20 protein-coding genes and 1 pseudogene are annotated in these 22,246 nt (G+C 60.1%); 10 read left to right on the forward strand and 11 right to left on the reverse strand.

What is annotated here, in order from left to right; translation table 11 throughout:
* A pseudogene (locus ACETPF_RS18885) lies at positions 1-734 on the forward strand (conjugal transfer protein TraG N-terminal domain-containing protein); the annotation flags it as partial.
* A 5-nt stretch (positions 735-739) separates the two neighbouring features.
* On the opposite strand, the gene ACETPF_RS18890 reads toward ACETPF_RS18885, so the two are convergent.
* Positions 740-1,159, reverse strand: a complete 420-nt coding sequence (locus ACETPF_RS18890) for a hypothetical protein (RefSeq protein WP_373936155.1) — start codon at positions 1,157-1,159, stop codon at positions 740-742.
* A gap of 770 nt (positions 1,160-1,929) precedes the next feature.
* Positions 1,930-2,823, reverse strand: coding sequence for a LysR family transcriptional regulator (locus tag ACETPF_RS18895; RefSeq protein ID WP_373936156.1), 894 nt, complete (start codon positions 2,821-2,823; stop codon positions 1,930-1,932).
* 97 nt (positions 2,824-2,920) lie between these two features.
* Here ACETPF_RS18895 and ACETPF_RS18900 point away from each other — a divergent pair, with 97 nt between their 5' ends.
* Positions 2,921-4,018 (forward strand): aldo/keto reductase, encoded by a 1,098-nt coding sequence (locus ACETPF_RS18900; RefSeq protein ID WP_373936157.1) that lies wholly within the window; start codon positions 2,921-2,923, stop codon positions 4,016-4,018.
* 248 nt (positions 4,019-4,266) lie between these two features.
* Here ACETPF_RS18900 and ACETPF_RS18905 read toward each other — a convergent pair whose 3' ends face one another.
* Genes ACETPF_RS18905 through ACETPF_RS18915 form a run of 3 tightly spaced genes read right to left on the reverse strand, consistent with a single transcriptional unit; the run spans position 4,267 to position 7,134 of the window.
* Positions 4,267-5,682, reverse strand: a complete 1,416-nt coding sequence (locus tag ACETPF_RS18905) for an NAD(P)(+) transhydrogenase (Re/Si-specific) subunit beta (protein ID WP_373936158.1) — start codon at positions 5,680-5,682, stop codon at positions 4,267-4,269.
* Positions 5,683-5,704: 22 nt separating this feature from the next.
* Positions 5,705-5,992: an NAD(P) transhydrogenase subunit alpha part 2 gene (locus ACETPF_RS18910; RefSeq protein ID WP_373936159.1), complete on the reverse strand. Its 288-nt coding sequence runs from the start codon at positions 5,990-5,992 to the stop codon at positions 5,705-5,707.
* A 20-nt stretch (positions 5,993-6,012) separates the two neighbouring features.
* Positions 6,013-7,134 carry an NAD(P) transhydrogenase subunit alpha gene (locus tag ACETPF_RS18915; protein ID WP_373936160.1) on the reverse strand — a complete coding sequence of 374 codons (1,122 nt, stop codon included), beginning with the start codon at positions 7,132-7,134 and terminating at the stop codon, positions 6,013-6,015.
* 137 nt (positions 7,135-7,271) lie between these two features.
* Here ACETPF_RS18915 and ACETPF_RS18920 point away from each other — a divergent pair, with 137 nt between their 5' ends.
* Entirely contained in the window at positions 7,272-8,135 is an 864-nt protein-coding gene (locus tag ACETPF_RS18920; protein WP_373936161.1) for a nuclear transport factor 2 family protein, read from the forward strand.
* A gap of 17 nt (positions 8,136-8,152) precedes the next feature.
* Here ACETPF_RS18920 and ACETPF_RS18925 read toward each other — a convergent pair whose 3' ends face one another.
* The 6 genes from ACETPF_RS18925 to ACETPF_RS18950 form a co-directional block, all read right to left on the reverse strand.
* Entirely contained in the window at positions 8,153-9,145 is a 993-nt protein-coding gene (locus tag ACETPF_RS18925; RefSeq protein ID WP_373936162.1) for an alpha/beta hydrolase, read from the reverse strand.
* A 50-nt stretch (positions 9,146-9,195) separates the two neighbouring features.
* Complete coding sequence (locus ACETPF_RS18930; protein ID WP_373936163.1) at positions 9,196-9,969, reverse strand: HpcH/HpaI aldolase family protein; 774 nt, start codon at positions 9,967-9,969, stop codon at positions 9,196-9,198.
* Between the two features lie 63 nt (positions 9,970-10,032).
* Positions 10,033-10,992, reverse strand: coding sequence for an NAD-dependent epimerase/dehydratase family protein (locus ACETPF_RS18935; protein WP_373936164.1), 960 nt, complete (start codon positions 10,990-10,992; stop codon positions 10,033-10,035).
* A gap of 157 nt (positions 10,993-11,149) precedes the next feature.
* The gene (locus ACETPF_RS18940; RefSeq protein ID WP_373936165.1) at positions 11,150-11,854 is read right to left on the reverse strand and encodes a glutathione S-transferase family protein; all 705 of its coding nucleotides are present in this window, start codon (positions 11,852-11,854) and stop codon (positions 11,150-11,152) included.
* 90 nt (positions 11,855-11,944) lie between these two features.
* Positions 11,945-12,703 (reverse strand): SDR family NAD(P)-dependent oxidoreductase, encoded by a 759-nt coding sequence (locus tag ACETPF_RS18945; RefSeq protein ID WP_373936166.1) that lies wholly within the window; start codon positions 12,701-12,703, stop codon positions 11,945-11,947.
* On the reverse strand, positions 12,700-13,710 hold the full coding sequence (locus ACETPF_RS18950; protein ID WP_373936167.1) for an alpha/beta hydrolase: 1,011 nt from the start codon (positions 13,708-13,710) through the stop codon (positions 12,700-12,702). The genes ACETPF_RS18945 and ACETPF_RS18950 overlap by 4 nt, the downstream gene beginning before the upstream one ends.
* A gap of 425 nt (positions 13,711-14,135) precedes the next feature.
* Here ACETPF_RS18950 and ACETPF_RS18955 point away from each other — a divergent pair, with 425 nt between their 5' ends.
* The 7 genes from ACETPF_RS18955 (at position 14,136) to ACETPF_RS18985 (ending at position 22,245) form a co-directional block, all read left to right on the forward strand.
* Positions 14,136-16,310, forward strand: coding sequence for a TonB-dependent receptor (locus ACETPF_RS18955; RefSeq protein WP_373936168.1), 2,175 nt, complete (start codon positions 14,136-14,138; stop codon positions 16,308-16,310).
* A 72-nt stretch (positions 16,311-16,382) separates the two neighbouring features.
* The gene (locus ACETPF_RS18960; RefSeq protein ID WP_373936169.1) at positions 16,383-17,054 is read left to right on the forward strand and encodes a glutathione S-transferase family protein; all 672 of its coding nucleotides are present in this window, start codon (positions 16,383-16,385) and stop codon (positions 17,052-17,054) included.
* An 11-nt stretch (positions 17,055-17,065) separates the two neighbouring features.
* Positions 17,066-18,841: a D-lactate dehydrogenase gene (dld, locus tag ACETPF_RS18965; RefSeq protein ID WP_373936170.1), complete on the forward strand. Its 1,776-nt coding sequence runs from the start codon at positions 17,066-17,068 to the stop codon at positions 18,839-18,841.
* Between the two features lie 98 nt (positions 18,842-18,939).
* Positions 18,940-19,485, forward strand: a complete 546-nt coding sequence (locus ACETPF_RS18970; RefSeq protein WP_373936171.1) for a c-type cytochrome — start codon at positions 18,940-18,942, stop codon at positions 19,483-19,485.
* 36 nt (positions 19,486-19,521) lie between these two features.
* On the forward strand, positions 19,522-19,914 hold the full coding sequence (locus ACETPF_RS18975; protein ID WP_373936172.1) for a VOC family protein: 393 nt from the start codon (positions 19,522-19,524) through the stop codon (positions 19,912-19,914).
* A 205-nt stretch (positions 19,915-20,119) separates the two neighbouring features.
* A complete protein-coding gene (locus ACETPF_RS18980) occupies positions 20,120-20,653 on the forward strand; it encodes a hypothetical protein (protein ID WP_373936173.1) in 534 nt (177 codons plus the stop codon).
* Positions 20,563-22,245 (forward strand): GMC family oxidoreductase, encoded by a 1,683-nt coding sequence (locus tag ACETPF_RS18985; RefSeq protein WP_373936174.1) that lies wholly within the window; start codon positions 20,563-20,565, stop codon positions 22,243-22,245. The genes ACETPF_RS18980 and ACETPF_RS18985 overlap by 91 nt, the downstream gene beginning before the upstream one ends.
* Position 22,246 lies beyond the last annotated feature (1 nt).

Below are 22,246 nucleotides of genomic sequence, written 5' to 3' on the forward strand. Positions count from 1 at the left end.
CGGCATCAGCCCGCTCGCATTCGAAGCCCAGGTGGCATAATGAGATGGGTGACCGGCGCAAAACCGTTACAAGTCCACACTTTCTCGGCGGTGGTGCCGAGGGTCAGGCTGCAATGGCGAACTGGCTCAAGGGGGGCTTCGAGATGGATCGGAGCGGCAACTGGCGTCTCAAGCCTCAGATCGCCGATACACTGCAGCGCGACGTGCAGGCCATCATCGTGCAGACCGGCTGGTCAAGGAGCATCGCAAGGTCAGCAGAAGATAGTACTTCGATGGGAACCGACATTGGAGGCTCTATCTCCGCCGGTGCACGTCGCGGCGGAGCGAACCAGCGCGCCGGAAAGGGAGGAAGTTCTGTAAGCGGCGGAGCTGGGGGCTCCCTCGGTTTCGTAAGCTCAGATCGCGGATCCACCACTGAAACAGCGGGCGCGACTGTAGACATCGTCAACTACGACGTGCGCGCCGCGATTGCCGCTGCGGAGATGTCGGCGGGACGGTCGGGAAGCCCAGAGACTGCTTTCGCAAAAAGCCTCTCGGAACAAATTCTCGGAGATCATGGACTCAGAAATCGTTACCTCGAACAAGCCGACTCCGCACGCGGCACTGCTGACATCACCGGGCCGATCACATCGATCGAGCAATCCTCGGTGCTAAGCAGTGGACGGTTCTCTGACGATCTCGCGCACGGCCCGTTCGACGGTAATCCTGAATTCAAACAGCGGAGAGATAAATGATTATACTAGAGCCTGTTGTGGCGGCGAGAATGCTTCGGCGACCGCGGATCGAGAGGATCTGCCATCGGATCCAGATATCCGCCGACAGATCGCTTCGGGAAAAGCTGTTCGTCGGCAGGCGGTCCCCACTCCCAGCCCCTATAACCCATCCACACGCGGATGAAGCCGATGCTCAGCGCCATCAAGGCGGTCAGCGGATAGAAAAGCACATTGAGGTAGCCCGCCAATGCCGTCGTGTAGAGATCGTCGAGGATCGCGCTCCAATAAGAGCCGATTTTGCCGGTCCAATAGAGGGCTGCTCCCGCCCACCAGAGCTTCGCATACCACGGACGCCAGAGCCAGCGAGAAGCGCGCGGCCTTTCCAGCTTGTCGGCGATGTAGATGTCGTCACCAGGAAGAGCCAGTCCCTCGGCTTCCGTGTTCATCGCCTTCTCCCTTCGTGTTGATCCATATCATGACGTAGCGAACATGTGAATTTTATCGGCTCCCATTATGGAGGTGTCGATCCGGTGGCCGGAGACGAAAGTCCGGCTCCGCCCTGCCCTCCTCTCTCCTCCTTTCTCTCCGCGAAGTCAGTTGAGGCCCAGCTGCCTGATCATCGGCGACAGCATCGCGCTCGGCCTCGCAAGCGCGCTTGCGTTCACGACCGCGGGGGGTTGCGATGTCCGAGCGCGAGTGGGCGCATCGAGCCGAGCGATCGCCTCCTTTGCCAAAACACGGGCATATGAGGCCGCGTTCATCTCCGCCGGGGCCAATGACGTAGCCAATCCCGATCTGATATCTGACCTTCAGCGACTGCGGCAAACGTTACGGGCTCGGCAGGTCACCTGGGTGTATCCGCGGGCCAAGCCAGCAGCGTGGGCCGTTTACCACGTTGCGAGACGCTTCAACGATCGCACAGTGAGCGTTGAGCAATTCTCCTCACGCGACGGAGTTCACCCAGCGAATTACCAAGCACTCATCCCAAAGATTTTTGGGGTCGCCGTGAAACCGCCGCGAGACGCCGCGGCTCCGCAATAACCCGTCCGCAAAGTGCCGTCGCCCGCGTGGCGGCTGATGAACGCCCAAACGCGATCGGCTTGTACCGATGTGTGGTTCCCATCGATTTCTCAGTGCGAGCATTTCTGACAGGCCGACGAGCAAAGGTCAAAGCGACATCGCTATGTTGGCAAAGATCGTTACCGCCAGATGCAGGTCAGAGCGGGCGGCGAATTGCCGCTATGAACGCCCTGAAGGCAGCGCTGGGTTGCCTCCGGCTTGGATAATAAAGGTGGTTCGGCTGAAGGATCGGTGCCCAGCCTGGTAGCACCTCAATCAAATTGCCGGCATCGAGGTGCGCATGGACTTGCTCCGCGATGAGGCAGCTGATCCCGAGCCCCTCCAGCGCCGCATCCCGCATCACATCGACGTCGTTCGTGATGAAGGTCGAGGGAATTGAGCGCTCAAACCGCGCACCCCCTCGCTGAAACTCCCACCGATGCAGAGATCCGGAGGATGCATGACGATAGCTGATGCATCTGTGCGCGGCGAGATCGCCCGGCTCAAGCGGCGCGCCATGATCAGCCAAATAGGAAGGCGCCGCGACGAAGACGAGTGGCTGTGCGTCACTGATCCGTATTGAGACCATATCTCTCTGCAACTGTCCCTCATGCCGAACGCCGCAGTCAAAGCGCTCAGCGACGATATCGACCAACCCGTCATTCACCACCAGTTCCACCGCAATATCGGGGAACTCCCGCGCAAGCGCTCGAAGGCGAGGCAGGATGACATGCACAGCGGCGGGGCGATGCGCGTTGACACGCACCTGCCCACGCGGACGATCCCGGCTGTCATTCAATATTCCTACCGCTTCCTCGACCGAGGCCATCGCCGGTCTTAGCCGCCGCAACAATTCTTCACCCGCGTCGGTGGGAGCAAGCGAGCGCGTGGTGCGGTCGAGTAACCGAATTCCCAACTTCCCCTCTACGCCGCGCAACGCATGACTGAGGGCAGAGGGCGAAAGGCCTAGTCGGGTTGCTGCTTTCGCAAAGCTTCCTGCCTCAACAATCTCAGCGAATATGGCGAGGCCGGACCAAAGATCACGATCCATTCTTGAAAATACCTCAGCAACCCATACGGTGTTTATGTCCTAATCATTGGTGTCCCCGAACTCCATATTTCTCCTTCAACGCCTGGAGGAAGCGAATATGAACTTAGAAACCTATCGGCCGCTCGGGCGGTCCGGCCTGCTCGTCAGCCCGTTGGCGCTGGGCACGATGACTTTCGGCACCCCGCGCTGGGGAATGGATGCGGGCGCCAGTCGGGCGGTTTTCGACCGTTACACCGACCTAGGTGGAAATTTCTTGGATACAGCGGACGTCTATTCCGGCGGCGAGTCCGAGGAGATGATCGGCGCATTCGTCAAAGACACGGGGTCACGCGATCGTCTGGTCATCGCGACCAAATCGGGCTTTGCGACAGGCAAGGCGCCGCTGACGGGCGGGAATGGGGCTCGCCACGTCCATGCCGCCGTCGATGGTTCCTTGACACGTCTCGGTACCGATTTCATCGATCTTTACTGGATTCACATCTGGGACGGGATCACGCCCGCCGAAGAATTGCTCCAGACGATGGCGGGCCTGATCCGGTCGGGCAAGATCCGCTACTGGGGCCTCTCGAACAGCCCGGCGTGGTACGTGACGCAGTTGGTGATGCTTGCACGCTCCCATGGCCTCCCCGCTCCCATAGGTTTGCAATATTTCTACTCGCTCGCGGAGCGTGGAGTAGAAAATGAGCATATCCCGCTTGCTAGTGCCTTCGGAATGGGACTCATCCCGTGGAGCCCGCTGGCCTATGGTTTGCTGGCCGGAAAATATGATCGTGCATCGGTCGAGGCCGGGCCCTCCCGGCAAGCGGGCGTCCCTAACTCCGGCGGTGACGCTAGTCCGCGACCGGAGGGTGACAAACGTCTCGATGGAGACAATCCATTTGGCGATGCGCTGTTTACCGAGCGCAACTGGCGCATCGTCGATGAGGTCAAACGCGTCGCTACAGATACAGGTGAAACCCCAGCACGAATTGCTCTGGCCTGGGTCATAGGGCGCCCCGGCGTCGCATCTACACTCATGGGTGTAAGTCGCGCGGACCAAGTGACCGACAATGTATCGGCACTCGGGCTAAAGCTGTCATCGGACCATCTAGCAGCGCTCGACGCGGTGAGCGGTGGAGCTGAAAACTTTCTCTACGCCCTTTTCAATCCGGTAGTTCGCAATCAAATCGTGTTTGGCGGCGCCTGCGTCGGTTAAGTGAGGCCCGCGGCCTCGCTTTCAAGGCAAGGGGCTACTCTGCTTGGAAGCGGGACGGCGATCGCGCCCTGGGCCCCCGAACCATTGGACCGTGGGGTGCAATCCATGGCGCTGCTCGCGTCCGCATCGTCGACATCGACCGGCAAAGATGAGTCCGCGGGGTTGGCAGAACACGCCAACCCCCGGTGTCATCCATGATGGCCGTACCAATCGAGCTCGGTAACGTGCCCGAGGGCGGCTGACACGCGCTAATTCATGGCCTTGACGATTTCCTCGACCATCTTCTTGGCATCGCCGAGCAGCATCATCGTGTTGTCCATGTAGAAGACATCGTTATCGACGCCAGCATAGCCCACACCCCCCATCGAGCGCTTCACGAACAGCACGGTCTTTGCCTTCTCGACGTCAAGGATAGGCATACCGTAGATCGGAGAAGTCTTGTCGGTCTTCGCTGCTGGATTGGTTACGTCATTCGCGCCTATCACAAAGGCGATGTCCGTCTGAGCGAATTCCGAATTGATGTCCTCCAACTCGAAGACCTCATCATAGGGAACGTTTGCCTCTGCGAGCAGCACGTTCATATGGCCTGGCATGCGTCCGGCAACCGGATGAATCGCATATTTGACCCTGACGCCTGCCGCCTTCAGAACGTCGCCCATCTCGCGCAGAGCATGCTGCGCCTGACTGACTGCCATGCCGTAGCCAGGAACGATGATGACCTGCTCGGCCTGCCCCATGAGGAAGGCTGCATCATCGGCCGAGCCACGCTTCCATGGGCGCTGCTCCTTGGCGTCGCCGCCGCCAGACGCGGCGCTGTCACCGCCGAAGCCGCCGGCGATCACGCTTATGAAGCTCCGGTTCATCGCCTTGCACATAATGTAGCTGAGAATTGCACCGGACGAACCCACCAGGGCGCCGGTAATGATCATCGCTGAATTGTGCAGGGTGAAGCCCATCGCTGCGGCCGCCCAGCCCGAGTAGCTGTTCAGCATGGAGACGACCACCGGCATATCCGCACCGCCGATGGGAATGATCAGAAGGAAGCCGATAACGAAGCTTAGCGCGGTGACAGTGAGGAACACCCAATGAGCGTCGTCAGTGACGAAATAGCCGATGAGCCCAAAGATTGCGGCCAGCGTACCCAGGTTGATGATATGCCGCCCTGGCAGCATGATCGGCTTGCCAGACATATTGCCGTTGAGTTTCAGGAAGGCGATCACCGAACCTGAGAACGTGATCGCGCCGATCGCGACGCCTAGCCCCATCTCGATCCGGCTGACATTGTGGATATGACCTGTCGCCTCGTCCAAAATCCCGAAGGCACCCGGATTGAGGAAGGCGGCCCCAGCGACCAGAACTGCAGCGAGTCCCACCAGCGAATGGAAGGCAGCGACGAGCTGCGGCATGTCGGTCATCGCGATCTTGCGAGCGGTCACGGAACCGATTGCGCCGCCGATGGCGATAGCGATCGCAATCTCGACAAGTCCGGTGCCGTGCAGGACGAGCGTTGTGGCAACGGCGATGAGCATGCCGGCCATGCCGAAGCGGTTGCCGCGGCGGGAGCTGGCCGGACTTGAAAGCCCGCGCAACGCCAGAATGAAGAGGATACCCGATACCAGATAGGCCAAGGAGGCCCATGCGGGTGTGGCGGCTAGTTCATGCATTATCTATCCCCCTGGCCCGCGCTCAGCTCTTGCGCTCTTTTTTCTTGTACATCGCGAGCATCCGCTCGGTGACCGCGAAGCCGCCAAAGATATTGACGCTCGCGAAAACCACCGCGACGAGGCCAAGATATTTGGCATAGACGCTGCCCTGCGCCGCGCTCGCGATCAGTGCGCCGACGATGATCACTGAGGAAATGGCGTTTGTGACCGCCATCAGCGGCGTGTGCAGTGCCGGCGTCACCGACCACACGACATAATAGCCCACGAAGCAGGCCAGCACGAAGATCGACAAGATCGAGATGAAATCCACAGGCTTGGTCCTTTTGGCGATCAGCCGAGCAGTCGTTCGTGGACAACCTTGCCGCCCCGCGTGAGGCGCACGGCGTTGCCGATCTCCTCGTCGAGGATCGGCTTGCCAGCATTCTTGTCCCAGAACGCGCTCAGGAAGTTGAAGAGATTGCGCGCGAAAAGCGCCGATGCATCCGCAGCCAGACTGCTCGCAATGTTCCTGGCCCCGACGATCCGGACCCCGTGTCTGACGACCGTCTCGCCCGTAACGACGCCCTCGACATTGCCGCCACTTTCCGCTGTTAGGTCGACGATGACCGAGCCCGCTCTCATCGTCGCGATCTGCGTATCGCTGATGAGCCTGGGAGGAGCGCGGCCCGGGATCAGCGCCGTGGTGATGACAATGTCCTGCTTGGCAATATGGCCCGAGACAAGCTCGGCTTGCGCCTTTTGATATTCCGGCGACATCTCACTCGCATAGCCGCCGGCACCCTCGCCTTCGATGCCCGCCAACTGCTCCACGAATACCGGCTTGGCGCCGAGTGACAGGATCTGTTCCTTGGTTGCGGAACGCACATCGGTGGCAGAGACCTGCGCGCCGAGGCGGCGGGCAGTGGCGATTGCCTGAAGACCGGCCACACCTACTCCCATTATGAAGGCGCGTGCCGCCGAGACCGTGCCGGCTGCGGTCATCATCATCGGGAAGGCGCGACCATATTCGCTGGCGGCGACCAGCACAGCCTTGTAGCCGGCCAGGTTCGACTGCGACGAAAGGATATCCATCGATTGGGCGCGGGTGATGCGCGGCATGAACTCCATGGCGAGCGCTTCAATGCCGGCCGCTGCATAACGATCGACGAGAGGCCGCTGCGCCAGAGGGTCGAGACTCCCAACAAGCCATGCGTCCCGTTTCACGCCAACGATCGATTCTGTCGCTGGACCACGTACGCAAAGTAGAATATCGGCATTCTCAGTGACGACACCGCGATCGGCGACCGTCGCGCCGGCATCCTGGTAAGCGCTATCGGCGATCGAAGCGCTCTCACCTGCCCCCGCCTCGACGGCGATATCAGCTCCCAGAGCAATGAACTTCTTCACCGTTTCAGGTGTTGCCGAAACGCGCCGCTCATAGTCGGTGGTTTCCCGCAGGATCGCAATCTTCATGCCGCCTCATACCGTCATGTTATTTGTTGCCGCCCGGCAAGGTGGCAGTTGACACCTTGTATCCATGCGCAAGGGAGAGCTTCTGCTCTGGCAGCCGCGTGCCACATGCAAGGCATCGCTGCGATGGCCTCGATTAGTTGAAACTGATCGTTGATGTTTCTGATCGATCCATTCAACGGGGATTTCAACACGAAGCGACCGAATTCCCCGCCCACCGGCTGATTATGCAACCTGCGCCGATGAATACCGATCTCGGCGAGGCCGGAAGCAATGGTCCACGACGATCGCTATCGGCATTCTTTGATCGATCTCAGCACGCATTGGCGTCGTCCTGTTTCGTGCGAACATATATGCTGGGTTCGTTGCTCCCACCGCTCGCGGCCGTCACATCCCGGCCCTTGGGGGAAGGAAAGAAACACGAGCCGGGCCGGTTGATGCCCCGATGGGCGACGGTCGGAGTCCGGGTAGCGCGGAGAGACAAGATGCTCAAAGACGTTGAGGCACGACTTGCCATTCAGGATTTGCATGGGCGGTACACCGATGCCTTCTATCGCAAGAGCGAAGAGGACTACCGTGCCTGCTGGGCGACGGATGGCGAATGGATAGCTTTTGGACGTGCCACCAAGGGTCGCGAGACTATCGTCGAGTTTTGGCGCACCTTGATGAAGGATCGCCACAATATTTTGCATAGTCCCGTCGCTTCGATCATCGATGTGGAGGGCGATCAAGCGCGCGGGCGCATTTATGTCAGCGAATCGGTACGTGCGACTGATGGCAAGCCGCGCATTGTGATGGGCATCTACCATGATGAATATAAAGTGGAGGACGGTCGCTGGCGGTTCTCTCGCCGATGGTGGAACCTGACCTATCTTGGTCCGCCGGACTTCAGCGGGCGCTACTGGGATGTAGCCCCGATGGGGCCGCCACCTGCCTTCGAAGGCTGGGATGAGCCCAACAGGCCAACGCTGGAAGAGGTCGCCGCCTACGTCCAGACGTTATGATGTGGGTGGCTGCGCGCTCACCTCGCCAAGCCTCGCTTGAGAGCTGCCTTCCAGGATGCAGTGAAGCGTCGCGAGATCGCGGCGTCCGGCACAGCAAGGTCGAACCCATGATAGGCACCCGGTACTATCAGCAGTTCGGTGGGAACGGCCGCGTCCATCAGGCGTCCGGCGAACTCGATGTCCTCCCGCGCGAAAAGATCGATCGAGCCCGCCCCGATATATGTCGGGGGAAGCCCGGCGAGATTAGTCGCGCGCGCCGGCACGCACTGTGTCGGCACGGCATCGCTGCCGGCGGGCATACCGAGCAACGATGACCATCCAAAGCGATTGGAAGCGGGAGTCCAGATGAAACGCCCCGCGTTGGGAGCCGCCGGCCTGCTGCTGCCGGTCCGATCGTCAAGCATCGGATAGAGGAGGAGCTGGAAGGCGATGTGGGGCCCGCGCCTGTCTCGCGCGGCGATCGACAGTGAGGCCACATGACCGGCCCCGGCGCTTTCGCCGCCGACTGCTATTCGGCGTACGTCCACGCCGAGAGCGCCCGCATTGTCCCGCAGCCAGCAGAGCGCCGAATAAATATCCTCAAGCGCAGCCGGGAAGCGCGCTTCCGGTGCCAATCGGTAATCGACGGCCACAACCACGCAGTCATTCTCGATCGCGATCTCCTGAACCAGCTTGGGGTTTCGATCCGCGCTGAACATGACATATCCCCCGCCGTGAACGTAGAGATATGCCGGTCGGCCGCGCGCACCCGGTGAAGGATCGACGATGAAGATCGCGACCGGCGGATTTCCGTGGGATCCCGGGATGATTTTTCGCGCGAGTTGCGGAGCGGGGGGTGGAAGAGTCACAGGAGGGACGGTCGGAGGTGCGTTTCGCCAGCGCAACAAGGTTTCAGCAGTAAGGTCGCCCGCCCCGATCTGACGCAAGCGCGGTATCAGTTCGGGGTCGACTCCTGCGTAAGCCTCTTCCGAAGGGGCAGCCCCCGCTGCTGCACGGCCATCGTCAGCCATGAGACAACCCGAAGCCAGCGCAGTGACGAGAATTTCGCGCCGCGTGATCCTCATGTGCGCGAGGCATGACTGGTCCGCGCCTCGTCAACCAAGCTGGCAACCGCCTTGCGCAACAGCATCAGTTCCATCTCTGCGATGAGCATGTCGGCGTCATCGAAGCCCAGACCATATGGCGCGAGCGCGCTTTTGCCGGCGCGCTTGGTCGCCGCGAGCAGCCTCTGCCAAGCCTCGGCAAGCAAGTGCTTGTCCTCGACGAAGTCGATACCCATGTCGGCCGAAAGGTCGCCGGGCCCGTAGAGGACGATGTCGATGCCCTCGACTGCCAGAATCTCCTCGATATTTTCGATCGCCTTGCGCGACTCCAGAACCGGAATGATCAGGACGTTCGCATCGGACGCATCCACATGCGCGGACCATCCCGCCATCCCATAGCCGCCGGCGTTACAGGCCGGACACATGCCTCTCTTTCCACGAGGCGCATATCGGCTGGCCGCAACCGCTGAACGGGCGTCTTCGGCAGTGTCGACATGGGGGACGAGGACCCCATGCGCACCGAGATCGAGCATCGACTGGATCAAGGTCGGGGAGTTCTCGAGAATCCGAACAAAAGGCAGAATCCCACCGAGATTTGCCGCTCGAACGTGGTTTTCAATGTCGGCGCGTCCGAAACGGCCGTGCTCGCCGTCAATGACAACGAAATCGACGCCCGCAAGCGCCATTATATCGGTCGATGCCGGATCGAGGGAAGAGACGAAGATGCCGAGCGGCTGCCTCCCCTGCGCCATGATCTCAATGAGACGCGATCGCGCGATTATGCTGGTCATTAGCTCGCCTTTCAACCTGTAGGCGCATCGCGCGAGTCAGCCATGGTGGGGAGGCGCCACTGGTCAGCCATGGCTCTTCCAACTAAACTCCTTACCGCCTTGCGCCTGCGCGGCTTGATAGGCGGCACGATAGGATCCGTTGCGGATGTCGTCGATCACATCAAGGTGTTGAGGAGTCCAGCCGAGTTCAGAGACCGTTCGCCGCGCGATCGATCGGCTGTTGACCGCGAGCGCGATATCCACCCAGAAGCTGCCCCAAAGTTCGCACGCAGCGTCATAATCGAGGCTCTGGGTCTCGCATCCCACGACCTGAGCGACCGCTTCGGCGATGCTGCGGAAATTGGCCTCGCCCGAAACCGTGTGATAAAGCGCGCCGGGCGTTCCCCGCTCGACGGCGAGGAGATAGCATGCCGCGAGATCGTCGACATGCACGGCCGAATAGAGGTTGAGGCCATATCCCAGATAGCAGGCCTTGCCTGTTTTCCGTGCCGATTCGAATATCTGCGGGATCTGAATGCTCCCGCCATGCCCGTAGATGAGCGGCGGCCGGATGACGTAGGTGCTCAGGCCGTCACCCGAGGCCTGCCGCACCAGATCTTCGGTCTGGATCCGGATGGCACGGTTCGGACGGGACGGAAAGGGAAAGGGATCGTCTTCTGCAAAGGTTTCCTGGTTCCAGGATCCATCCTTCGACTCGATCGACAGTACGCCGCTGCCCGAGGTAAAAATAAGATGCTTTCTAGAACCGGTGCGGCAGGCCGCAACAAGCGCCTGCATGAGCGGCGCTTCCTCTTCGAAGGGAATCATGCCGGCCATGATGACCACGTCGAAGGGATCGACAAGTGCAGCAAGGCTCGAAAGATCGGACAGGTTGCCCGGCACAGCACTCACCCCGGCCTCTTGCAGCGCTGCCTCATTGGAAGCATTTCGCGAAAGGCCGGAAACGTCGTGACCCGCCGCTTTGAAAGTGCGCGCAACGGCCGATCCAACAAAGCCCGTGGCGCCTATAACGAATACCTTCATGATCTCTCCCCGATTACGGCTGATCGCATCTGGGCGAACTTTTAGCCTGATTGAGGTCGAAGGAGCAGTTTCGAGCCTTGCTCAAAGTGAGCATGACATGCGCCGAGCGACCGTCCGGCGGGAGCGGGGCGTCTGCCGCTCGAGTTCACGCGATCGATTAGCGAACCCTTGTTCCTTCGGCGCCGTAATCGTCGGGGAGGCTGTAATATGGCTGATCATATATCTGGAGCATCTCGGAGGAGACATTGTCGAGCCCAATTCGCTTCGCGCGAACAACTGCCGGACGATCCGACATTTGCTTGAACCACCGGCCGACGTGCGGAAAGTCGTTGAACGACTGGCCGTGCATGCGGTGGAAGAATACCCAGCCCCAGCAAGACATGTCCGCGATGCTATAGTCTCCCGCGAGCCATTCGACGTCTCCCAGACGTCGATCCAGCACCCCGTAAAGCCGGGCGGCTTCCTTTGTGAACCGCTCGCTCGCATGCTCATTGCCTTCCGGAGCATATCGGCGAAAATAATGGGCCTGGCCCGCGATCGGGCCTAGTGCGGACATTTGCCAGAAAAGCCACTCCAGCGCGACCGCCCGCTCGGCGCCCGTAGGGGCCAGGAAAAGACCGCTCTTCTCCGCCAGATAGATGAGGATCGCGCCTGATTCGAAGATGGGAAGAGGTCCGTTGGATGCCTCGGTATCCACGATCGCCGGCACCCGGCCGTTGGGGTTGATCTTGAGGAACTCCGGCGAGAACTGCTCGGAATCATGGATGTTGACGAGCTTGAGCTGATAAGGAAGCCCACACTCCTCCAACATGATCGCAACTTTCCAGGTGTTAGGCGTCGGATGGTAATATAGCTCGATCATAGTTCAGTCCGCTTTCGATTTTTCAGTGCTGCTGCCGGGAATTTGCCGGCTGCATCTGTAGGCGCCTCGAATATTCGAGATCGTCGTGCCTTACGCCACAGTGCCCCCGTCGACGACGAGGCTTTGGCTCGTCACCATTCGAGCGCGGTCGCTGCCGAGGAAGACTACCATTTCCGCAATTTCCACCGGCTCGACCATCCTTCCCAGTTTCGCCATCGCAGACACCTGCTCGAAAAACTGGGTCGTGTCCCCGCCCCCGGTCGCAGCTTCAGCAGACCGCGCCATCATACGGCTGTTGACCGAGCCCGGATGGACAGTGTTGCATCTTATCCCACGCGGCGCGCAGTCGGCGGCGATCGAACGCATCATTCCTGCCACGGCGGCCTTGCTGGCGGAATAGGCGGCGTTACCCGGGAGAGCCATCAGCGAAGCGATCGATGAGGTGATGACGATGCACCCGCCGTCTCGCATGATCGGCAGGAAGTGTTTCGCCATCAGAAACACGCCCTTCACGTTCACGGCCATGATCCGGTCGAACAGCGCTTCGTCAAGCTCGGCAACAGGTGCATAGGGCTGCTCGATGCCCGCATTCAGGAAGAGCAAATCGACCGGCCCCATCTTTTCGCTCACGGCCGCCGCTGCAGCTTCGACATCGCTGCTCGAAGTGACGTCCACGCGCCGGTGAAAAAGGCTTGGATGCCCTGCCGCTGCTGCGGCGATCGCGTCTGCGTCGATGTCGAGAAGCATGACGGATGCTCCCTCTTCCGCGGATCGACGCGCGGTGGCGCCTCCAATGTCACCGGCGGCCCCGGTGATGACGACCGTCTTCCCGTCCAGCTCCAATGTCATTCTCCCTCCTTTTGATCGTTTGCTTGCGTTTGCACCGTCTGGTTGGCGGCCTGGTCTCGCGGGCCAAGCTGCAGAAAGCGCCGAATGGCTGCGAACAGATCGCGCTCGAAGCTCTCGGAAAGTGTGCCCGGCAATCTGTCGAAGCCATGAAAGCAACCCGGGTAGGTCCGCAATTCGACCGGCACTCCCGCGCGCACGAGAGCATGGCCAAAGGCAAGGCACTCGTCGACGAAGAGATCGAGCGTACCAACTCCAATGAAGGCGGCAGGCAGGGAGGAAAAGTCTTGCGCGAGTGATGGCGAGAAATAGCCGAGCTGTTCCGCCGTCAGCTCTTGCTCACCTCGCATTGCATTCCAGCCGAACTGGTTCATCGAGCGAGTCCACAGAAAGTCACCGGTGAAGGGATTGGGAGACGGCTCTTGCGCCGCGCCGGCCCGGCAATCCAGCATGGGGTACATCAGCAGTTGGACGCTGGGCTGCGGGCCGCCGCGGTCCCGCGCCAGGAGGCACAGGGCGGCAGCCAAGCCGCCGCCGCCGCTGTCGCCCATCACTGCCACGCGCCCCGTGTCGACATTCAGTTCATCGGCGTTATCGAACAGCCATTTAAGGCCGTCATAACAGTCTTCCAACGGTCCAGGGAAAGGCGTCTCAGGCGCCAGCCTGTAATCCACGCTGACGACGACGACGCCGAGCTCGTCCGCGAGCCTGGCGCAATAGCCGTTCATCATGGCGGCACTGCCCATGACGAACCCGCCGCTATGGATATAGAGAATTGCTGCCCTCAGGCCTTCCGATCTGATCGCCGGCTCAAAAAGAATGAGCGGCGCCCCGGAGATAAGCCGCGGCCGAACTGGGGAGGCGTCACTAGAAGGAAGAAGGTTGATGAACATATCGACCATGGCGCTGCGGGCCTCGCCGAGCGTTCCAGCCGTGAGTTGAAGCATCGGTATCTGCTGCAATATCTCGCGATATTCAGCGTCAACCCTGTCGATGGCGATCGTGGTCAAGCTCTTACCTTATTTCTGCGCATTCGGCTCGGTCCTGCCGGTGCGCTAGCGCCCGGCCGCATCACGATAGCATCAGGGCCCGGCCGCGCGGGTTCGGGATACATTGAAAAAGCGCGCATTCCGTATTTTTTTCGATCGCGCGCGGAATAAGGCCAGCGCTCTACGGCAGCGCGTTCGCGTGCGGGGGACAGCAGCCTGCGACAATGCTCCATTTCTGAAAGCAAATCTCATTTTTACAATATCGCCATGAACGCGGGCGACGCCAGCGCGCGCTATCGGGGGGCTGGAGTTTTCCACACCACTGATGCCAACTGCCGTTCAGAACAAAAACTATAAGGCGAAACAGAGAGGGGAGTTTTATGCACAAGCGATATCTGAAGCACTCGACGGGGCTGGCGACCATCACGACCTTCGCGGTCGCGCTCATGGCCGTCTCGAGCAAGGCCGAGGCCCAATCCGTCCAGCCGCCGCAAGCCACTAGCGCCAGTGACGAATCAACGGGCGGCGGTGTGCAGGAAATTATCGTCACCGCGCAGAAGCGCGCTCAGAGGCTGCAGGACGTCCCTGTGGCCGTCAGCGCGTTCAACGATGCGGCGCTTGAAGAGCGCGGTATCAAGGATGTTCGGGAACTGACGAGGATCACACCAGGGCTCCAGGTGGCCCAGGGAACGGGCGTCGCGCTTCCCTTTCTGCGCGGTATCGGCAGCAATGCCTCGGCGGCCGGCAATGAATCCAGCGTCGCCGTCTATGCCGATGGCGTCTATTATACCCGGCTGCCGGTTGGCTTTCTCTCGCTTAGCAACATCGAGCGCGTCGAAGTCCTCAAAGGGCCGCAGGGCACCTTGTTCGGGCGCAACTCGTCCGGCGGCGTCATCAACATCGTAACGCCGGATCCGTCGTTTGACTTTTCCGGTCACGCCAGCCTTGGCTACGGCAATTACCAGACCTTCCAGGGCGACCTCTATGTGACGGGCGGCCTGTCGGACACCCTAGCCATGGACATCACCGTCGGTGGCACGAACCAGGCCGACGGCTGGGGTACGAATATCGCGACCGGCAATAAGGCCGGTTTTCAGAACGACTTCACGGTGCGCTCCAAATTGCTGTGGAAGCCCGGCAGCAGCACCAAGGTGGTGCTCACCGGCTATTACTCGCTCTCAAGGGTCAGCACCCAGGGAAATATCATGAAGGGCTATACCGGCGGCACGAGCCTTCCGCCCTATGTCGTCCTTCCGCCCCTGCCCGACTTCTATGACACGCGAAACGGGATCGACGGTCGCAATATCACCAAGGGTGAGGGCGGCTCTCTCCGCATCGAGCAGGATGTCGGCTTTGGTACCCTCACGAGCACGACGGCATTTACGCGCGAGCGCGAGAAGCAGCCCGGCGTTTCAGACCTCACGCCCCAGGGCGATGGTCGGTACCTGCTCCACATCGGTGTAAAACAGTTCACCCAGGAGCTTCAGCTCGCCGGCAAGCAAGGGCCACTGACCTACGTCGCGGGCCTGTTTTACTATAATGCGCTCAGCAAATATGATCCCTCGGACTTTAGCGGGCCGCTCTTTTCCGGACCCGGCTTCAACGGCGTGCAGATTTTCGCCAAGCAGCGGGCGAAATCCTATGCCGGCTATGGTCAAGCGACTTTGGAAGTCGCGCCTAAGCTCAGCCTGACCGGGGGCTTACGCTACACGCATGAGAAAACGTCCGGCGACGGGCGAACCGCTCTCATCAACAACGGCGCTGAGATCGCCAGCTTCCCCGTGCCTCCGGACTCCAAAAGTCTCGACAGACTTACCTACCGAACAGCAGTGGATTACAAGTTCACACCCGACATTCTGGGCTACGTCTCTTACAGCCGGGGCTACAAGTCGGGTGGATATAATCTCATTCCTTTCTCAGCGCCGCCGCAGCGCCCAGAAACGGTGGATGCGTATGAAGCAGGTCTCAAGACGTCCCTGTTCGACCGCCACCTGCGACTGAACGGCGCTGCCTTCTACTATCGGGTCTCCGATCCCCAGGTGCAGTTGATCAGGTCCGGGTCGATCATCCTGTCCAACGCGGAGAGCGCCCGCGTAAAGGGCGTGGAATTGGAGGCCGAGGCCGCTCTGTCATCGCAGTTCAGCGCGCACGGCGGTTTTACCTATCTCGACGCGACTTACAAATCCTACAACAACGCCCCTTCCGCGCCGCCTAATCCCAACACCAATCCTGCGCTGGGATATGTCGGCGGCACCATTCCCGCTATTTCGGTGGACGCAAGCGGCAATCAACTGCCGCTCTCGGCCAAATATGTCTTCAACGTGGGTGCGAGCTATACGGTGGACACAGGGCATGGCGATGCGCAACTCTCGGTCGACTATTACCACACCTCGAAGCTCTATTTCGAGCCGGACAATCTGCTGAAGCAGAACGGCTACGGCTTATTGAGCGCGCAGCTTAAATATTCGCCCACACCAAACACCAGCATACGCTTTTGGGGGAAGAATCTGCTGGACAAGCAATATGTCTCCCTCGGCGTCACCTATGCCGGTCCGGCGGGTTATCCCTATCTGCCGGGTCCGCCGCGCACCTATGGCGTGACGGGCGAAATCAAGTTCTAGTGCCAAGGCGGTCCGGGCGGTCCACATGGCCGGACCGGACCGCACCTTCTTTTAACTGCTCGGAGTTCAACTATGCTGCGTTTCTACTTTCATCACACGCCTAACCCGATGAAGGTGGGCTTGCTCCTTGAAGAACTCGGGCTGGATTATGAGACGATCCCGGTCGATATTCTGAAAGGGGATCAACACGAGCCGGCCTTCCGCGCGCTCAACCCCAACGGCAAGGTTCCCGTTCTTGTCGATGGCGACGTGACCGTCTTCGATTCTAACGCGATCATCCTCTACCTCGCGGAAAAGCACGGCCGTTTCCTGCCGACCGCAGAGAAAGAACGAGGCGCGGCGCTTTCATGGCTGTTCTTCGTGGCGACCGGGTTGTCGCCTTTTTCGGGCCAGGCTGTCCACTTCCTGCGCCATGCGCCGGAAACCCTGCCATACGCGCAGAATCGGTACCTTAAGGAAACACAGCGCCACTATCAGGTGATCGAAGACCATCTCGCGACCAACGCCTTTCTGGCAGGAACCGAATATAGCATCGCGGACATGGCGTTCTGGGGGTGGGCCAACATGGCGCCGGTCATCTTCGGGGATGAAGGCCTTGCAGCTTACCCCCGCGCTGCCAAGCTTCACGCTGAGATCACGGCGCGTCCGGCGGCACAGCGCGCGAACCTGATCAAGGACCGCTTCCAGCTGAAGACCGGCTTCGACGAAGAAACTCACCGGGTGATGTTCCCTCAAAACCACTGAAGGTGCACGCGGTGATACCGCCCTTCTGGTCCAGACTGGATTCGCGTTTGCTGTCAGAGCAGGCTGCGGCACCGCGTGCGCCTGAGCGGTCGCTGGTCTCCAAGCTAAAGGGTGTCGTTGGGCGTCGCCATGTCCTGACGGGGGCGGCGGCTACGCGCCGCTTCTCCCAAGGATATCGCTTCGGCGGAGGCCCGGCCCTGGCCGTGGTGCGCCCCGGGACGCTCCTCGAGCAGTGGGAGGTTCTGCAGCATTGCACCGCTGCCGGCGTCATCATCATAGCGCAGGCGGCCAATACGGGCTTGACCGGGGGCTCCACCCCCTTCGGTCGTTATGATCGCGACGTGATCATCATCAACACTGGACGCCTGCGCGGTACGCATCTTCTTCGCGGAGGCACGCAGGTTCTTTGCCTTCCGGGGACCACGCTTCACGAACTGGAGCAGACGCTCAAACCTCTGGGGCGCGAGCCCCACTCTGTGATCGGGTCGTCCTGCCTTGGCGCTACTGTTATCGGTGGCATTTGCAACAATTCAGGCGGAGCTCTGGTGCGCCGCGGCCCGGCCTACACGGAGCTTGCCCTATATGCGCAAGTTGGAGCCGACGGCGCTTTGCGCTTGGTCAACCATCTTGGGATGGAGCTGGGCACGCAACCGGAGGAGATATTGGACCGATTGGATCGGGGATGCTTCACGGACGCCAATGTCACGACCACCGAAGGACGTGCTGCGTCGGACGCCCGCTATCGCGACCATGTCCGCCAGATCGATGAGGACACACCCGCCCGGTTCAACGCGGATCCCCTGAGATTGTTCGAGGCTGCCGGCAGCGCGGGGAAGGTTGTGCTGTTCGCGGTTCGCCTCGACACTTTTGCCGCCGACGAGCGCACCGCGACCTTTTACCTTGGGACGAACGATCCAGCGGCATTGACCAGGCTGCGTCGCCATATCCTGAGCAGCTTCTCCCATCTGCCGGTCTCGGGGGAGTATGTGCATCGTGATGCCTTCGACATTGCCGCCAGATATGGCAAGGATCTTTTCCTCGCGATCAAATATCTGGGGACGGAGAAGCTCCCCGCCCTGTTTGCAACGAAAGTCCGGCTCGACAATTGGGCGGATCGGCTTCCGTTGCTGCCGCGGCAATCCAGCGATCATTTCCTTCAATGGTGCAGCAGCCTGTGGGGCAATCACCTTCCCCGAAGATTGCTCCAATTTCGTCAGCATTATGAGCATCATCTCATATTGAAGATGGCGGACGGCGGCGTCGAGGAAGCACGAGACTATCTCGGATCTGCTTTTAGATCGTCCGTGAGTGACTTTTTCGAATGCAGCCCATCGGAAGCGGCGGACGCCTTCCGCCATCGATTTGCGGTGGCTGGCGCGGCGGTCAGATATCGCGCGATACATCAAGATAGCGTCGAGGAAATCGTGGCGATCGACTTCGCTCTTCGGCGTAATGACCAGGACTGGGTCGAGCAATTACCGGCATCCATGTCGAGTGCAATCCAGCACCGGCTTTATTACGGACACTTCTTCTGCCACGTATTTCATCATGATTATGTCATATCCAAGGGGGTCGACGCCGCTGCCTTGGAGGAAAAGATGTTGGCGCTGCTTGACCAGCGCGGCGCTGAGTATCCGGCGGAGCATAATGTCGGTCATCTTTATCATGCCAAGAAGCCGCTTGCTGAGCATTACGCAAGGCTCGACCCGCTCAACATCTTCAATCCGGGCATAGGGCGCACTGGTCGCGCCGCCAAGACTGCTACATTTACGGCCCGGGAGCGGTAGTTCAGGCAGGGCGTAACCGTCGGGCAAAAAGCGACAGTCCGAGGAAAGCAACAGGCACGGCGGGTCTCGATGATCAATCCGCCATAGTGAATGCCACAATGAGCAACCCGGAAAGATCGCTTTTGGCGCCACCGGAATGGCAATCTGGTTCCGGCAAGCATGGCGGAGATGAACAGGTGCGATCTGGAATACTGAAGGCGGCTTACATCGGCAAAGGCCAAAATCACCGCCGTTGTTGCGGCACCGCCTTCCGGGTGCTTCCCTCTACCGTAGCGATGAGTCTTGGGTTGATCATCGGTTCGGCTGCTCACAGCCAAGGTGTTGTTGTGCCCAAGTCCGGCCCGCCGAGTGGTGAGAAGCTTTTTGGGCAGCAATGCGGAGCATGCCATTCCACCATAGCGGGAGAGGTTCGTGTCGGTCCGTCGCTGGCTGGTGTCGTGGGCCGGACCGCCGGGAAGTCGCCGGGCTTCAATTACTCCAGCGCGCTGCGCTCTTCCCGGATCAAGTGGACCGACCAAACGCTCAATCTTTGGCTTGCCGACAGCAACGCTCAAGTTCCTGGCAGCGTCATGAACTATCGTCAGCCTGATGCAGCCAAGCGCCTGGCGATCATTGGTTATCTCAAGGGACTAAACGGCAAATGATCGATAGCCCGACTTCATATTTGGGAGCAAGCAAGCATGGCTAAGATCATCCACTCCATGGTGCGCGTGACGGACGAACGAAAGTCCATAGAGTTCTACAAGGAAGCTCTGGGTCTTGATGTCGCTGGACGATTTCCGTTCGATGACTTCACGCTCGTCTATCTGCGCAGCCCGGACAATGATTTCGAGCTGGAGCTGACCGTCAATCATGGGCGGGTCGAGCCCTATTCGCTCGGTGAAGGCTACGGTCACATAGCGGTCGTGAGCGATGACCTGGATGCTGAACATGCGCGTATGGAAAGTGCCGGCCTTTCGCCTCAGCCCATCAAGGAATTCAAGGACGAACGGCTGCCCGCTCGGTTCTTCTTCATCAGCGATCCCGACGGCTACAAGATCGAGGTCCTGCAGAAAAATGGCCGCTACCGCTAATGCGAACCTGCCGAACGGCAGATGCGCGGTGAATATTTCGCTCGCCTGAAGGATCTTATCCGATGTCACGCATCGATATCATAGGTGACCGTGTCTGTATCATGTCGTGCGTGCTTATCGCCGGCTATTTTCTCTACACCGCACTCTTCTGATCGTTCGAAGACGGCTCTCAAATTCGTCTTCTTTCACATATCGGGGCAAGGCCATGCACATTGAAGACAGGAACGGTAATTTCGATCGAAGGACATTGATTGTCGGATCGGCCACTGCTGTCTTCATGGCATCCGCGGCGGCAGTTCTTCCAGGCCGGGTACTCGCACAATCGATGCCGATGGGTTTTGCCGATTCCGCTCCCTTGATACGGATGGCGCGAGATCTTTTTCCGCACGACCGCTTCGCAGACGATCAGTATCAGCGCGCAATCGCAACGATCGCCGAACAGCTCGCCGCCGACGCGAGCAAGAACCAGCTTCTTCGAGCCGGTGCCGCGCTGCTCGACGATGCTGCACGAAGGAAGTACGGGCGCCCATATCTCGCGATCGAGCATGAGCAGGATCGCGCCCTTGTCTTGAAGACGATTGAAAGCAGCGATTTCTTCAAAACCCTTCGGTCGGGGCTCGTCACGTCCCTGTATAACCAGCAAACGCTGTGGAGCCGCTTTGGTTACGAAGGATCGTCCGCGGAAAAAGGCGGATATATCCGTCGCGGCTTCGACGACATCGATTGGCTGCCGGCCTGAACAAGGCGGAGGGATGGTTCATGACAGCGAAATTTGATCTGAATGACGACAGCGTCGTCGTCATCGTGGGCTCGGGCGCGGGTGGCGGCACCTTGGCAAACGAGCTGGCGCAGAAGGGCATCAAGGTCGTATGCCTTGAGGCGGGGAAGCGCTACGAAATCGCCGACTTCGTCAATGACGAGTGGGAAAGTTTCGGGCAGCTCGCCTGGACAGATCGCCGAACGACATCAGGTTCCTGGCGTATCGCGACCGATTTTCCCGAGCTGCCCGCCTGGATCGTCAAAGCCGTGGGCGGCACGACCACGCATTGGGCCGGAGCGTCCTTGCGCTTCCAGGATCATGAATGGAAGGCCCGCACAACCTACGGCGACATCGCCGGCGCCGCGCTGCTCGACTGGCCAATCGACGCTGCCGAAATGGCACCGTGGTACGCCGCCGCGGAATTTCGGATGGGCACGACCGGGACCAACGGGATACCACGGCTTCCGGGGAACAATAATTTCAAGGTGTTGCACGCCGGGGCCACGAAGATCGGCTACAAGGAAGTTCATACCGGGAACATGTCGATCAACAGCCAGCCGCGCGATGGTAGAGGCGCATGTCAGCAGATCGGCTTTTGCTTCCAGGGGTGCAAGTCCGGTGCGAAATGGTCCACCCTCTATACCGAAATCCCCAAGGGTGAGGCGACGGGAAAGCTGGAGGTTCGTGCCGAATGCCACGTCCTGCGCATCGAACATGACGCGCGTGGGAGAGCCACAGCGGCGATTTACGCGGATGCGGACGGCAAGATTCAGCGGCAGAGAGCGCGGGTGGTGGCGATCGCGGGGAATTCGATAGAAAGCCCAAGGCTGCTCCTCAATTCTGCAAGCTCGCTTTTCCCGCATGGCCTAGCCAACGGCGCCGGCCATGTCGGGCGGCATTATATGCGCCATACGACTGGAACGGTATGGGGCATTTTCGACAAGCCGGTCCACATGTATCGTGGCACCGTCATGGCTGGCATCGTGCGGGACGAGGCGCGCCACGATCCCTCGCGGGGCTATGTCGGCGGCTTCGAGATGGAGACCATTTCTCTTGGTCTCCCCTTCATGGCCGCGTTCATGAACCCAGGCGCCTGGGGTCGCGACTTCACCTCGGCGCTCGATCGCTATGATCACATGGCAGGACTCTGGATTGTCGGCGAAGACATGCCGCAGGCCAACAACCGGGTCACGCTCAGCAGCGAGGTCAAGGACCAGCACGGCATGCCCGTGGCTAATGTCCATTATGACGATCATGCCAATGATCTGGCGATGCGCGCCCATGCCTACAAGCAAGGGGAAGCCATCTATAATGCCGTGGGGGCAACGCGCACTATCGTCACGCCGCCCTATCCATCGACCCATAACCTTGGCACCAACCGGATGAGCGACCGTCCGGAAGACGGCGTTGTCGACCGCTGGGGTCGGTCTCACGAGGTGAGCAATCTGTTCATCTCCGATGGTAGCCAGTTCACGACCAGTGCCGCTGAAAACCCGACCCTCACGATCGTCGCACTGGCGCTCCGCCAGGCCGAGCATCTCGCAGGTCTCATGAGCCGGAATGAAGTCTGAC

The sequence above is a fragment of the Sphingobium agrisoli genome (assembly GCF_041877245.1).
GTDB lineage: Bacteria > Pseudomonadota > Alphaproteobacteria > Sphingomonadales > Sphingomonadaceae > Sphingobium.